General features: G+C 60.6%; 14 protein-coding genes. 3 read left to right on the forward strand and 11 right to left on the reverse strand.

What is annotated here, in order from left to right:
* Window positions 1-283 precede the first annotated feature (283 nt).
* Window positions 284-1,609 (forward strand): sigma-54 dependent transcriptional regulator, encoded by a 1,326-nt coding sequence (locus J3P85_RS12810; RefSeq protein WP_186707656.1) that lies wholly within the window; start codon window positions 284-286, stop codon window positions 1,607-1,609.
* Window positions 1,610-1,770: 161 nt separating this feature from the next.
* Here J3P85_RS12810 and J3P85_RS12815 read toward each other — a convergent pair whose 3' ends face one another.
* From J3P85_RS12815 to J3P85_RS12855, 9 genes are all read right to left on the reverse strand, one after another.
* The gene (locus J3P85_RS12815) at window positions 1,771-3,051 is read right to left on the reverse strand and encodes a hypothetical protein (protein ID WP_186707657.1); all 1,281 of its coding nucleotides are present in this window, start codon (window positions 3,049-3,051) and stop codon (window positions 1,771-1,773) included.
* Window positions 3,052-3,097: 46 nt separating this feature from the next.
* Window positions 3,098-3,844 (reverse strand): hypothetical protein, encoded by a 747-nt coding sequence (locus J3P85_RS12820; protein WP_411384779.1) that lies wholly within the window; start codon window positions 3,842-3,844, stop codon window positions 3,098-3,100.
* 58 nt (window positions 3,845-3,902) lie between these two features.
* On the reverse strand, window positions 3,903-4,583 hold the full coding sequence (locus J3P85_RS12825) for a C39 family peptidase (protein ID WP_434706081.1): 681 nt from the start codon (window positions 4,581-4,583) through the stop codon (window positions 3,903-3,905).
* A 235-nt stretch (window positions 4,584-4,818) separates the two neighbouring features.
* The gene (locus J3P85_RS12830; protein ID WP_434706082.1) at window positions 4,819-5,808 is read right to left on the reverse strand and encodes a heme utilization protein; all 990 of its coding nucleotides are present in this window, start codon (window positions 5,806-5,808) and stop codon (window positions 4,819-4,821) included.
* A 62-nt stretch (window positions 5,809-5,870) separates the two neighbouring features.
* Entirely contained in the window at window positions 5,871-6,464 is a 594-nt protein-coding gene (locus J3P85_RS12835) for an adhesin (RefSeq protein ID WP_186707661.1), read from the reverse strand.
* 1 nt (window position 6,465) lies between these two features.
* On the reverse strand, window positions 6,466-6,912 hold the full coding sequence (locus tag J3P85_RS12840; protein ID WP_434706083.1) for a hypothetical protein: 447 nt from the start codon (window positions 6,910-6,912) through the stop codon (window positions 6,466-6,468).
* Between the two features lie 310 nt (window positions 6,913-7,222).
* Complete coding sequence (locus J3P85_RS12845; RefSeq protein ID WP_434576524.1) at window positions 7,223-7,747, reverse strand: AAA family ATPase; 525 nt, start codon at window positions 7,745-7,747, stop codon at window positions 7,223-7,225.
* Entirely contained in the window at window positions 7,744-8,307 is a 564-nt protein-coding gene (gene pnuC, locus J3P85_RS12850; RefSeq protein ID WP_186729858.1) for a nicotinamide riboside transporter PnuC, read from the reverse strand. Before pnuC ends, J3P85_RS12845 begins: the two co-directional genes overlap by 4 nt.
* Before the next feature lie 130 nt (window positions 8,308-8,437).
* A complete protein-coding gene (locus J3P85_RS12855) occupies window positions 8,438-10,072 on the reverse strand; it encodes a methyl-accepting chemotaxis protein (protein ID WP_434706084.1) in 1,635 nt (544 codons plus the stop codon).
* A gap of 274 nt (window positions 10,073-10,346) precedes the next feature.
* Here J3P85_RS12855 and J3P85_RS12860 point away from each other — a divergent pair, with 274 nt between their 5' ends.
* Together J3P85_RS12860 and J3P85_RS12865 are read left to right on the forward strand one after the other, a co-directional pair.
* Complete coding sequence (locus J3P85_RS12860) at window positions 10,347-11,177, forward strand: undecaprenyl-diphosphate phosphatase (protein WP_434706085.1); 831 nt, start codon at window positions 10,347-10,349, stop codon at window positions 11,175-11,177.
* Window positions 11,174-11,593 carry a DUF1294 domain-containing protein gene (locus J3P85_RS12865; protein ID WP_434706086.1) on the forward strand — a complete coding sequence of 140 codons (420 nt, stop codon included), beginning with the start codon at window positions 11,174-11,176 and terminating at the stop codon, window positions 11,591-11,593. Before J3P85_RS12860 ends, J3P85_RS12865 begins: the two co-directional genes overlap by 4 nt.
* Here J3P85_RS12865 and J3P85_RS12870 read toward each other — a convergent pair.
* Window positions 11,585-11,947 carry an MmcQ/YjbR family DNA-binding protein gene (locus tag J3P85_RS12870; protein ID WP_434706087.1) on the reverse strand — a complete coding sequence of 121 codons (363 nt, stop codon included), beginning with the start codon at window positions 11,945-11,947 and terminating at the stop codon, window positions 11,585-11,587. The genes J3P85_RS12865 and J3P85_RS12870 overlap by 9 nt on opposite strands.
* Complete coding sequence (locus J3P85_RS12875; protein WP_434706088.1) at window positions 11,944-12,852, reverse strand: LysR substrate-binding domain-containing protein; 909 nt, start codon at window positions 12,850-12,852, stop codon at window positions 11,944-11,946. Before J3P85_RS12875 ends, J3P85_RS12870 begins: the two co-directional genes overlap by 4 nt.
* Window positions 12,853-12,869 lie beyond the last annotated feature (17 nt).

The raw sequence follows: 12,869 nt of genomic DNA on the forward strand, positions 1-12,869 counted from the left end.
CGGCTGGTTACTTGTACTGATGTCCCGAACCCGTAGGCGGGTCACACATTATTTAAATAAATTTCGATTTTCTTTCAGACCAGGCTTTTGCACTTTTGTTTGAAAGCGCCCTGAAAGAAAAACGCCTGTGACAACTAACGAAACGCTCGCTTATAACCGTTTTAACGTGATCTCGATAATCAATTGATACAAGGGCGCGTCAACTTCTTGCTACTGTTACATGCAGGTTTGCCAAACGACTGTTTCTAATCATATTTCCTTATTTTGGCGCCAAGGATCAGTCATGATCGAAGCCAGTACGTCACGTCGTCTGCTCGTGGTTGATCCCTGCGACGATTGCCATCGCCTGTTGCCAGGGCTGCGCAGCATTGGTTGGGATGTGGACAGTTGCGCCCTTGAACACGCCGGCGATCGGACCTGTGACGTCGGTCTGCTGCGTTTGCAACCGTTTCACCTGGAGCGTCCGGAAGCGGTCAAGGAATTGATCAGCCGTAGCGGCACGGAGTGGATCGCCGTGCTCAGCCAGGAAGTCTTGCGCCTGCAAAACGTCGGTGATTTTGTCTGCGAATGGTTTTTTGACTTCCATACCTTGCCCTTTGACGTGTCCAGGGTCCAGGTGACCCTGGGCCGGGCGTTTGGCATGGCGCGTTTGCGGGGCCAGGGCTCGATTCACATCGACCAGCCCGAACATGAACTGCTGGGCGACAGCAAGCCGATTCGCGAACTGCGCAAGTTGTTGAGCAAGTTGGCGCCGGCCGAGTCGCCTGTGTTGATTCGCGGTGAGAGCGGCACCGGCAAGGAATTGGTGGCGCGCACCCTGCATTGCCAGTCGCATCGGCGCAACAAGCCGTTCATTGCCATCAACTGCGGCGCCATTCCGGAGCACTTGATCCAGTCCGAATTGTTCGGTCATGAGAAGGGCGCATTTACCGGCGCTCACCAACGCAAGATCGGACGGATCGAGGCGGCCCATGGGGGCACGTTGTTTCTCGATGAGATTGGCGACCTGCCGTTGGAGTTGCAGGCCAACTTGCTGCGTTTCCTCCAGGAAAAACACATTGAGCGAGTTGGCGGCAGCCAGCCGATCGCCGTCGATGTGCGGGTCTTGGCGGCTACCCATGTGGACCTTGAGGCGGCCATCGAGCACAAGCGATTTCGCGAGGACTTGTATTACCGCTTGAATGTGTTGCAAGTGGTCATGGCACCCTTGCGCGAACGCCATGGCGACCTGGCGATGTTGGCCAGTCACTTTTCCCATTTCTACAGCCGGGAAACCGGCCGTCGTCCGCGCAGTTTCAGTGACGATGCCCTGGTGGCGATGGGCATGCACGACTGGCCCGGCAACGTGCGGGAGTTGGCCAATCGCGTCCGCCGCGGGTTGGTGCTGGCCGAAGGGCGCCAGATCGAAGCCCGGGACCTTGGCCTGGCCAGCCAACAGGGCATCGCGGCGCCGATGGGTACGCTGGAGGATTACAAGACCCGCGCCGAGCGCCAGGCCCTGAGCGATGTGCTCAACCGTCACAGTGACAACCTGAGCGTGGCGGCGCGGGTATTGGGCGTGTCTCGGCCGACGTTCTATCGCCTGCTGCACAAGCATCAGATTCGCTAGAACTGCCTACACACAACTCATTGTGGGAGCGGGCTTGCTCGCGAAGGCGGTGTGTCAGTGATATTGATTAACCTGACACTCCGCCTTCGCGAGCAAGCCCGCTCCCACAGTAGTTTTGCAGTGCCCTTGGGGTATGTGCTCATCACATACCCTTAAGGACATCAGAAGTAATACGGGAATTTCAGGCTAAAGGTGAAATCCGGCGCATCGTCGGTCAACCCGATGGACAGGTTGGGCACTATGGTCAGGTTGTCGGACGCAGCGACGGTCATGCCGATATTGAAGTAACCGGCGTTGGCGTCGCTGGAGGTCACCGATTCCCAGTCGCCGCCGTCCTGCTTGAGCTTGCTTTTCTTCTGGATCAGGTCGGAGACCGAGAACGACATGCTCATCTTCTCGTTCAACGCAAAGGCAACGCCCGCGCCGATCTGGAAGCTGTCGCCGATCCGCACCTTGCCCGGGGTCTTCTGGTTGACCGTGGAGCTGATGTCGTCGAATGACTCTTCGAGGTTATGGGTGTAGGAAAGGCTGCCGAACAGGACGGCTGGGTCGAAGGTCTTGACCAGCGAGAGCCCGGGCGTGATCGACCAGACGCCGTTACCGGTGGGCAAGTCGTCAGGCACGAACAGGTTGGTGTTGGCCTGGGATTGGCGCAGCTTGATACCAAACGGATCCTTGCCGGTGGGGGCCTTGACCCGCAGGGTGACCACCGCGTCCGGAGAGTTGATCGACTCATCCATGAACTTGTAGGCGATGCCGAAATTGACGTCGCCGATGGTCGGGTCGCGGGTCACGGTTTCTTCGCTGGTGACCCCGGCCGCACCGTTGTTCGCGCCGCCTGACTGGTAGGTGGATTCGCGGTAGACCACCGGCACGTTGAGGTCGAACTGCCAGCGATTGTCGAAGTTGTAGCGACCGGTAAGGTCCAGCGTCCAGGTGTCGGCCTTGATCCGGTCGAGGTTGATGTTGCCCAGGAAAATCGAATCCAGGGCCAGGAAACCGTTGAGGATCAGTTGCCGCGTGTCATAGCGCGAATAGGTCACGCCGGTCTCGAAACTGAACTTGCCGCCGCCGAAGAAGCCGCTGGCCTCGTCATAGAGGTTGGAGACACTTTGGGCCGGCTGGGAGTCGTCGGCCAGGGATTGCCCGTAGCCGCTGCCGCCCGCTGTTGTCGCAGCACCGCCGGCGGTCTGGTTGCCTTTCATGTCGGCTGGGGATTTGGCCAGGCGCTTGGGTTGTGGCGCGGCGGGTTGGTCCTCCACTTGGCGAACCCGCTGCTCGAGCACCGCCAGGGCCTTTTGCTGGACCTCGTATCGTTGCTTGAGCTCTAGAAGCTGCTGTTTCAGGGCTTCTATTTCGGCATCCGGGGCCGCCTGTAACACGGCCGCCGGGAATAACGTGCTTAAACACATCACAGCGCGCAACGATACGGATCGATACATGAAATATGCCGTCCCTATTTGCCCAATGATCGGAAACCAGCGTAGTTCAATAACCGAGGTTACGCAGGCCACGCAGTTGGGTCAGGTTGCAGTCCAATGCGCCGGCACTGGGGCCGTTGTTGTTCAGCACCACGTTGAGCTGCGTCATGTTGTTGACCAGGTTGCTGTTGCCCAACAGGCGAGTGTTTTGCAGCAAGCCGCCCTGGGCCACTTGTTGCAAGGTGCCGCCCTGGTTGTGGCTGGCCTGGATCGCCATCTGCACGCCGTTGCCGGTGGCAGTGACCGCGACGCTGCCGGCGGCATTGCTGCCGCTGATGGTCTGGCCCTTGGTCAACAGCTGACCTTGGGAGGGGACAAGCGCGGGCGCCTGGTTGCTCTCCTTCACATTGATGTTGACGTTGTTGTAGGCCGTGTTGCCGTCGCCGGCGGCACGCACGCTCTGGGTCACGCCCTGGCTCGTGCCAAGGCCGGCGCCACCGGTAATGTTGCCGCTGCCCTGTTCCGGGACGCTGCCGTTACCGGTTTGCTTGATGGTGGAGACATAGAACTCGGGTTTGACAGTGGCGGCTTGGATTTGCATGGTGCTGCTGGCGCCGATCAGGTCGCCGCTGGCGTTGCGCCAAGTACTGCTCATGACGATGCCGAAGCTGATGACGCGGCCGGGCATGACATAACGACCGCGCAGCTCGGCGAGCTCCTGGTCCTTGACCTCGATGGGTTTGAAACCGGCATGGGCATAGCCCGAGGCGGTCGCGAGCAGGCAGGCCAGCGACAGCCAGTGTGAAGTTTTCATGTGCTGCTCCCGGAGCGTCCTGCTCCTTTTTGTACTTATTGTTGGCAGTGGTCGGCGATTAGAAAAAGTCGCTCTGTATGAAGCCGAAATCCATCAGTTCCGCATCCCTGACCGGGTTGAAACCGTCCAGCTTGTTACGGGCCGTCAGGGGTTGAGGAGGGCTGCGTAGGGCATTGGTCTTGTCATAGCCCGGGCCGACGATCGCGAAGACGATGCCGTTCCAGCCTTTGACGAACTCATCGTGGGAATAGCGTTTGTGCCCCAGCACCGGGTCGCCGATGTAGACCCATTGCTTGTCGGTTCGCTGCAACACCACGAAGTGCTTGTAGCCGCGTATTTCCATCAGGACCACCACCGGGATCGTCACCGCTTCGAGTTTCTCCGGCGGTATCCGGTAGCCTCGGGCACGCATGCCGATGGTTTCCACGTAGCGCTTCATGTCCAGCATGGAAAAGCCCTGGGTGCGAACCAGGTCATGGTCGGCATTGACCAGCATGCCTTTGATGACGTGCTCTTCATCGACGTCGAGCCAATAGGCTTGGCGTAGCACCGTCGCCAGCGCGGCGGCGCCGCAACTGAAGTCGGTTTTCTGTTCGACGATGTCGCTGAACTTGCGCTCGCGTACGCTTTGCACCGGTTTGTAGACCAGCATGCCGCCAGGCAGGGCAGCGACCGGCATCTGCGCCGCTTCGGCCATACAGGCCAGGCAGAGCAGCAGGGAAACGGCAGTGACACGCATGATCAATACGCCTGATGGACATCCGGGAAAAAAGCCCCGTTTCCCAGCGGCACCGTTCGTCTAGAGCATTGAAATGAGTCCGTGGCGAGGGAGCTTGCTCCCGCTGGGCTGCGGAGCGGCCCCAGGTTTTTGCGGTTGCTGCGCAACCGAGCGGGAGCAAGCTCCCTCGCCACAAGATTCATCCAAACCCTAGGGGAACAGCATTGCTGTTGCCGGGGCTCCGTTTCACCCGCGCTTACATGCAAGCCTTGCAGCCAGCCGCGATGGACAGCGAGTTGCTTTGCTGGTTGCCCACGCCCGCCGACACGTTGGCGCCGCCGTTACCGGAGAAGCCGTTCATGGAGTTGGTCATGGTGGCGTTGTTGATCACAGGGTTTTTCCAACCGTCGCGGGTCAGCACTTGCTGGGTGTTGCTGCCGGCCAGTTCGAAGGTCCCCACGGCGGAGAACTTGAACTTGTCGTCATCGTGGCCGCCGCCGTAGCCACCTTTATTGCCCCAGCCACCGTCGTCTTCGACGGTGCCGGTGCCTTTGGCCTTGAACGTGCCGGAGGCGCTGGAGGTGCTGGTAAGGGTATCGGTCTTGTAGGTGCGCACGCCTTTGTTGTCCACCACAAGGCCGCTGGAGGACTGATCGGCCGAAGCGGCAGCTTCTGCGACACGGCCACCCGATACGGCAATGGCCAGGTTGTTTTTCTGCTGGTTGAAGTTGCCGGCGGTCACGTTGATGCCGATATTACCGGAGCCATCGTTGCCGGCATTGGTGAGCGAGGCATTGTTGTGAGTCGAGTTGTTTTTGACATAGTTGTTGCTATTGACTTGCGTGGCGCTGGAAACAGCAACAGCCGAACCGAAGATGAAGCTTTCATCAGCGGTGGCCAGCGCGGCGGCGTTGTCTTGCTGGTTACCGTCGCCGCCCGCGATGTTGGCGCCCATGTTGCCGTTGCTGCCATTGAGCGAATCAGTGGCTTCAGCGGTGTTGCGGGTGGCCTGGTTGGTCACGGTGTTGTCATTGCTGTTCTGCACATCCAGCACGGTCGCACCAGCCCCGGCCGTGATCGAGAGCAACTGCTCGAACGAGGGACCTCTTGGGCCTTGATTGCCATGGCCGTTACCGTGGCCGTTACCGTGGCCGTTACCGTTGCCACGTCCATCGGCCTGTGCAGCCATTGCCATGACAGCGGCGAGAGCGAAAACCAATGGTTTGAGTGCCATTGTAGGTTTCATGGTGTTTCTCCTTGCGTGTCGTTGGTTAAGTGTTGGTACTTTCTTATGCCCACTGCGCCGGATCAGTCAGCGACCCGGATGCTCAGGGTGTTAGCCATGCGGTTCCCCACCCCGGCACTCTGGTTCACCTGAATCACCCCTCGGCTGCCGGTGAAGGCCTGGTCGCTGGTGACGACCTGGCGACTGCCGGTTGGGGCGCCAGTTGCGCCTGAGTTCGGTAGCAACGCCACGTTCTGTTGGGACAGGGCGCTGTCGTCAATGCTCTGCGGATGGGCACTGATGCCCACCCGCATGACATTGGCCATCTGGTTGTTGGCCCCGGCGGACTGGTTCACGCCCAGCACGCCGTTGCCGTTGGTAAAGGAGTGGCCACCGATACGGGCGGTGGCGTTCATGGAGGGGTTGGCCTGGGTGTCGACGCTTTGCTGTACGCGGGTGCTGGCCTGGGCGTGGCTGCCAATGGCAATGGCCCGGGTGTTGGTTTGCTGGATCTGGTCGCCGGCCGCCTGGTTGACGTTGAAGTTGCCGGTGTACTGGCTGCCGGAATCCTGCAGGTTGGCGTTGCTGACCACCGCCACGCCCGAATCGGCAAATACGGTGAAAGAACTGAGCAGGGACAGCATGACCAGGGCGAGTAGAAACAGGACGGGTTTCATGTCACTGACCTCCCGCCAGCCGGCCCAGCGGGGCCAGGCCGGAACTCAGCGAGCGGTTGATGGTGCCAGAGATCGCTCCGCCGCTGCCGCCACCGTGGCCGGCATTCATGCCCGGCATGCCGTTGGGGTTGGTGACCACGTTCAGGCCCTGCACGCCGGTATTGGGGGTGACGATGTTGCGGATCGACGAACCGCTGGCCACGCTGGCGAATTCGCCATCGCTCAGTTCGGTGCTATTGGTCGCCTGGTTGATGCGTTCGGAGGGATTGGCATTGACGGTGGTCGGGTAAGGATCTTTGCCACCGTTGCGACCGATTGCGATGGGTTGCACGTCACGGTTGAGTACGATGACGCCGTTGCCCTCGGCCTGCGCGGGCAGGCTGAACGTTGCGCCGGCGGTGCAGCCGATGAATAGCAGGCAGGTCATACCCCTGTCGAATATCCCCATGGCATCGATTCCTTCTTCGGTACGCTGGCCCTAGTCAGCGTTGCGAAGTGGGGAAGAGCAGGTGTTGTGCCGGGTTTTGAATTGCCTGTGAATTCAATGAGTTGAGTTCAGGGGCGCGCAGCGGGGGAAGAAACCTGTTTCAGCGCTGAGACAACGCAAATGATGGCCAACCGGCTGCACGCTGTTCCAGGGCTCTGGATCCAGGTTTTTGGGTGGGTGTTTCAGTGACTTGACAGTCTTGATGACAATCATCTGAAACGATGTTGGATCCGGGTTTGCCGCGAGCGTGATGTTTCAAACGTGAGACAAATCATCCTGCGGTCAGTTGGGCGACGGCCGCGAACACTTGCCGCTGGCGTTGCGCCCAGTTGCCCCGAATGATCTGGAACGGTTGCCGATGTCGACTCAGCCATGCCTCGATGGCGTCGAAAAATGCCAGTCGTTCTGCCAACTCGGGTTGGCAACGCAAACCGTCACCAGTCCATTCGACCTGCTCGGGGCTCAACAGCAGGTGCAGGTCGTAATGACGGGCCAGCAACGCCGGTTCGAGCCAGTCCGGGCAGTCGCCAAAGAGGGTCTGGCTCCAGAGGATGTTGCTCAACAGGTGGGTGTCGAGGATCAATAGCGAGGGTCGGCGGGCACGTGCCTCGTCTTCCCAGGCCAACTGGCCGGAGGCGATGTCGGTAATGTCCGCCAGACAAGTATCGCGCTGGGTCTGCTCCATGAAGTGGCGCACGTACTCGTCCACCCGCACGCCACCAAAATGTGCCTGGAGTTGCGCCGCCAGCCAGCTCTTGCCGCTGGATTCCGGGCCGGTCAGGACCACCACCTTCATGCGCGCAGGGCCGGGTCGGCGCGCCATTCCCGCCAGCCTTGCACGGCCAGCAAAGTGAACAGGGCGTAAAGCGCGGCGGTCAGGTGCAAGCCCTTGTAGATGAACAGGCCGACGAAGATCACGTCCAGGACGATCCACAACGGCCAGCATTGCACGCGTTTTTGCGCCATCCACCATTGAGCGACGAGGCTGAAACCAGTAAGCGCGGCATCGAGCCAGGGCTGGGCGGCGTCGGTCCAGTGGGCCATGGCGGCGCCCAACAGCAGGCTGCCCGCCGCGCCGATGGCCAGGCCGAGCAGCACCGACGGCCCACCGAGATGGCTGACCTGACGCCCATCATGATTGTGCCCGGCGCGGGTCCATTGCCACCAGCCGTAGAGTTGCAGCACTGCGTAGACTACCTGCAGCAGCATGTCCGAGTACAACTTCACCTCGAAAAAAATCCAGCTGTACAGCAACACCATGACCAGGCCGATCGGCCAGCACCAGGGGTTCTGCTTGACGGTCAACCAGACAGCGATCACGCCGAGGGCTGCGGCAAACAGTTCAAGCCCGGACATGGCGGTTCCTTGGGGAAAGAGGAGGGGGCGGCGATTGTAAACGCTATGGTGTGGAGAGCTCCAATACCATTGTTGAATGGGCTGGCGCATTCGCGAGCAGGCTCGCTCCCACAGGGTGATTTACCGGTTTTTAGACCCGGAACTGCTTGAGCAACCCGTTAAGCTGTTCACTCAGCGCCTTCAGGCGACTGCTTGCCTGGCTGGACTGTTCGGCGGCCATGGCGGTGCTGTGGGACAGTCCGGCGGCCTGGGTGACGTTCTGGTTGATGTCTTCTACTACATGGGCCTGTTGCAGGGTGGCGCTGGCAATGGAGGCGTTCAGGCTGTTGAGGTTGCGCAGGGCCTGGCCGATGGCGTTGAGGCTGGCACCGGCCAGGCCCGCCTGTTCGATGGTCAGTTGCGAGGCACGGCTGCTGTCGCCGATGACTTTCACGGCGGCTTCGGAATGGGTTTGCAGGCGCTCGATCATCGACTGGATCTCAGCGGTGGACTTCTGCGTACGCTGGGCCAGCAGCCGCACTTCATCGGCGACCACCGCAAAACCCCGGCCTTGCTCGCCAGCGCGGGCGGCTTCGATCGCAGCGTTCAGGGCCAGCAGGTTGGTCTGTTCGGCGATGGAGCGGATCACCTCCAACACGCTGCCAATCTGGGTACTTTCACTGGCCAGGGTGCGAATCACTTCCACCGCCTGGTCGATGGTCTGGGACAGGCGATCGATCTGTTGCAAGCTGCCGTCAATGTTGACCTGGCCTTGCTGGGCCTGGGATTCGGCGTCGCGCATCTCGCTGGCGGCGTGCTCGGCGTTCTTGGCCACGTCCTGCACGCCATACGTCACTTCATTGATCGCGGTGGCCACCAGCTCCATTTGTTGCGACTGCTGCTGGCTGCGTTCCTGGGCTTGAGCCGCGTCGTTGCCCAACTCGCTGGAAGATTGTCCCAGTGCGCTGGCCGAGTCTTGCAGTTGGCTCACCACTTGACGCAGTTTGGCGGTAAAGGCGTTGAAGTGCCGGGCCAGTTGCGTGACTTCGTCCTGGCCGTGGGTGTCCAGGGTGCGGGTCAGGTCGCTCTCGCCGCTGGCGATGTTGGCCATGGCGTTGACGGTCTCTTGGAGCGGGCGGACGATGCTGCGTACGATCAAGGTCAAGAACAGGCTCATGAGCACGGTAATTGCCAAGCCGATCAAGGAGGCCTTGATCATCTGGGATTGAAACTCAGCCTGCACGTCATCGATGTAAACCCCTGAGCCGATGATCCAACCCCACGGTTCGAACAACTTGACGTAGGAAGTCTTGCCGACAGGTGCTTCGGCACCCGGTTTCGGCCAGAGGTAGTTGATCATGCCGGCGCCCTTGGCCTTGGCGATGGCGACCATCTCGTTGAACAACGCGTAGCCGTTCGGGTCGCGGATCGCCGAGAGATTCTGGCCTTCAAGCTTCGGGTTGGTCGGGTGCATGACCATGACCGGCGTCAGGTCGTTGATCCAGAAGTAGTCACTCTGGTCATAGCGCAGGCCTCGCACCGCGCTGAGGGCTTGCTTCTGCGCCGCCTCGCGGGTCAGGGTGCCGGCGGTTTCCAGCCCATGGTAGTAGCTCAATACGCCACTGGCGGTCTGCACCACATGCTGGGTCTTCTGCACCTTGGCCTGATACAGATCCGTGTGGATCTGCTTGAGCATAAAGGCGCCGAGCGTGAACAACATCACGATGGCCACCACCAGGATGAGCCACAAGCGTCGGCTGATCGACACACTGCGCAAGCTATTCATACGCTGTCACTCCGGTTTCTTATTCTTGTCATTAACGACGGGCGGCACTTTAGCGCCTGGCGGCTATTCATGATTGACCTGAGTCATAACGCGGCAGCGTTATCAGGGCTTGTCTGATAGGATTTCGGCCCCGCGGCGCAAAACCTGAGCCTGTTCTGATTTTTTCATTGGTTTTTTTTGGATGATCGCAGCTATCGTGCAGCCGCTGCGTGGACCTGTATGACACTTGAATAGCGATAAGACCCGCATGAGCAGGGTCTTTTTTGGGGGATGAATGGATTTGTGGACGGCCTTTTCGGCATTGATTCTTGGCGTAGTAGAGGGTTTGACGGAGTTTCTGCCGATTTCCAGCACGGGGCACCAGATCATCGTCGCCGACTTGCTCGAGTTCGGTGGCGAACGTGCAATGGCATTTAACATCATCATCCAGCTCGGCGCGATCCTCGCGGTGGTCTGGGAGTTCCGGCGCAAGATCTTCGACGTGGTGCTGGGCCTGCCGACGCAACCCAGCGCCCGCCGGTTCACCGCCAACCTGCTGATTGCCTTCTTTCCGGCCGTGATATTGGGCGTGTTGTTTGCCGACTGGATCCATCACTATCTGTTCAACCCGGTCACCGTGGCCGCCGCTCTGGTGGTGGGCGGTCTGGTGATGCTCTGGGCCGAAAAGCGCCAGCACCCGGTACATGCTGAAACGGTGGACGATATTTCCTGGAAGGATGCGTTGAAGGTCGGCCTGGCCCAGTGCATTGCAATGATCCCGGGTACTTCCCGTTCCGGTGCGACCATTATCGGGGGCTTGCTGTTCGGGCTGTCGCGCAAGACCGCCACCGAATTTTCGTTCTTCCTGGCGATGCCGACCATGGTCGGTGCGGCCGTGTACTCGGGCTACAAGTACCGTGAGCTGTTCGTGCCGGCGGATTTCCCGGTGTTCGCCATTGGTTTCGTCACGGCGTTCATCTTCGCCATGATCGCGGTCAAGGGCCTGCTGCGGTTCATCGCCAGCCACAGCTACGCGGTGTTCGCCTGGTATCGCATCGCCTTCGGCCTGTTGATCCTGGCCACCTGGCAGTTCGGCTGGGTGGACTGGACGGCCGCCAAGCCATGAACGAGTCAGGCACCCGCAAACGCGCTGGGGGCAATGCCGGTGGCGCGGTGCAAAACCTGCGGCTCAAATTGATGGTGTTGGCGCTGGTCTGCGCCTTGCCGCTGTTCGGCTCGCTGCTGTTCGGCCTGCGGGGCGTGTCGTGGGTGCCGATGGCGGCCTATGGTGTCGTCAGCCTGGTGGCGTTCCTGCTGTACTGGAACGACAAGCGCAAGGCCCGCGCCGACGCCTGGCGTACCCCGGAGAACGTGCTGCATGCGCTGGAGCTGGCCGGTGGTTGGCCCGGGGCCTTGCTCGCCCAGCAGCTGTTTCGCCACAAGACCCGCAAAGTCTCGTTTCAAGTGGTGTTCTGGTTCATCGTGCTGCTGCACCAGGTGTTCTGGATCGACCAGTTGTTCCTGGGCAGCTATCTATTGTGAAGGCTGGAGCAACAAGCCCACCTGCGTGCGCTTGGGCAATTTGCTCACGACCAATTGATGTGAGCGTTGCAGCAGCCCACGCAGTTCTTCGGCCCCCAGTGGATAAGGCACCTGCATGATGACCCACTGGGCCCGCGCCAAATAAGGCGCGGGGTGAATGCCCGGCCGGTCGCAGTGCCCCAGGAACAGGTCCTTGTCGACCTTGAACGCCAACGAATCGCCCCGCAGGCCCTGGAGGGCGAACATCTTGTTCCCGGCAATGGAAAACACCCGCACGCCCCCCCATTTGTAGTCTTCCCGGGCACCGGGCAAACCCAGGCAAAACCGCGCGACATCCTCTTCGCTCAACCTCATAGCGTTTTTTCTCCACAGCCCTCGAAGGCTTCCACCAAATGATCGATCCAGGCGCGCACCGCCGGCAACATGCCACGCCGATGGGGGTAGACCGCCTGGAGCCAGCCGTCGGGCAATGACCATCCAGGCAACAGTTCCACCAGTGTGCCGTCACGCAATTCCTGCTCGCAATACATGCTTGGCAATAACGTGAAACCCAGGCCGGCGAGGGTGCAGGACCGGCGCACGATGAAGTCGTCAATGCCCAGGCGGGCTTCCAGGCTCAGTTCGGCCTGCTGCCCATCGGCCTTGACCAGGCGTAGATGCACCAGGCGATCGGCTTCCAGCGCCCCCAGCACCGACAACTGCTTGAGATCGTCCGGGGTTTCGATTCGCCGCCCTTCGACGAAGGCTGGACTGGCCACCAGCGTCAGCCGTGCCCGACGTAAGCGCCGGGTCATCAACAGCGGATCCTCATCCCCCAGGTCGCGCACGCGCAACGCCACGTCGATGCCTTCGCCGATCAGGTCCACCCGGCGATTAAGCAGGGTCATTTCCAGTTGCACCAAGGGGTATTTGACCAGGAAGGTTTCGATCACCACCGGCAGAAACTGATGGGCCAGGCCCACCGGGCTCGACACGCGCAATCGGCCGCGGGGTTCGCTGGACATGCTCGCCACCGCTTCGTCGGCCATCTCGGCTTCCAGCAACATGGCCTGGCAATGGCGCAGATAACGCTCACCGACCGCCGTCAGTTTCAACTGCCGCGTGGTGCGCTGGAGCAGGCGGGCGCCGAGGCGTTCTTCCAGCTCGGCGATGCGCCGTGACAACCGCGATTTGGGAATGCCCAGCAAGCGCCCGGCCGCCGCGAAACCGCCGGCTTCGACGACTTTGGCGAAGTAATACAAATCATTGAGGTCTTGCATGTTGAATTCAATTGTCC

It is taken from the genome of Pseudomonas sp. Z1-12 (assembly GCF_051132015.1).
Lineage (GTDB): Bacteria > Pseudomonadota > Gammaproteobacteria > Pseudomonadales > Pseudomonadaceae > Aquipseudomonas > Aquipseudomonas zanjanensis.

Bases quoted from the DNA above. Each gene is read 5' to 3' on its own strand.
- J3P85_RS12810 (WP_186707656.1), top strand. From the start codon at position 284: ATGATCGAAGCCAGTACGTCACGTCGTCTGCTCGTGGTTGATCCCTGC.
- J3P85_RS12815 (WP_186707657.1), bottom strand. From the start codon at position 3,051: ATGTATCGATCCGTATCGTTGCGCGCTGTGATGTGTTTAAGCACGTTA.
- J3P85_RS12820 (WP_411384779.1), bottom strand. From the start codon at position 3,844: ATGAAAACTTCACACTGGCTGTCGCTGGCCTGCCTGCTCGCGACCGCC.
- J3P85_RS12825 (WP_434706081.1), bottom strand. From the start codon at position 4,583: ATGCGTGTCACTGCCGTTTCCCTGCTGCTCTGCCTGGCCTGTATGGCC.
- J3P85_RS12830 (WP_434706082.1), bottom strand. From the start codon at position 5,808: ATGAAACCTACAATGGCACTCAAACCATTGGTTTTCGCTCTCGCCGCT.
- J3P85_RS12835 (WP_186707661.1), bottom strand. From the start codon at position 6,464: ATGAAACCCGTCCTGTTTCTACTCGCCCTGGTCATGCTGTCCCTGCTC.
- J3P85_RS12840 (WP_434706083.1), bottom strand. From the start codon at position 6,912: ATGGGGATATTCGACAGGGGTATGACCTGCCTGCTATTCATCGGCTGC.
- J3P85_RS12845 (WP_434576524.1), bottom strand. From the start codon at position 7,747: ATGAAGGTGGTGGTCCTGACCGGCCCGGAATCCAGCGGCAAGAGCTGG.
- pnuC (WP_186729858.1), bottom strand. From the start codon at position 8,307: ATGTCCGGGCTTGAACTGTTTGCCGCAGCCCTCGGCGTGATCGCTGTC.
- J3P85_RS12855 (WP_434706084.1), bottom strand. From the start codon at position 10,072: ATGAATAGCTTGCGCAGTGTGTCGATCAGCCGACGCTTGTGGCTCATC.
- J3P85_RS12860 (WP_434706085.1), top strand. From the start codon at position 10,347: ATGGATTTGTGGACGGCCTTTTCGGCATTGATTCTTGGCGTAGTAGAG.
- J3P85_RS12865 (WP_434706086.1), top strand. From the start codon at position 11,174: ATGAACGAGTCAGGCACCCGCAAACGCGCTGGGGGCAATGCCGGTGGC.
- J3P85_RS12870 (WP_434706087.1), bottom strand. From the start codon at position 11,947: ATGAGGTTGAGCGAAGAGGATGTCGCGCGGTTTTGCCTGGGTTTGCCC.
- J3P85_RS12875 (WP_434706088.1), bottom strand. From the start codon at position 12,852: ATGCAAGACCTCAATGATTTGTATTACTTCGCCAAAGTCGTCGAAGCC.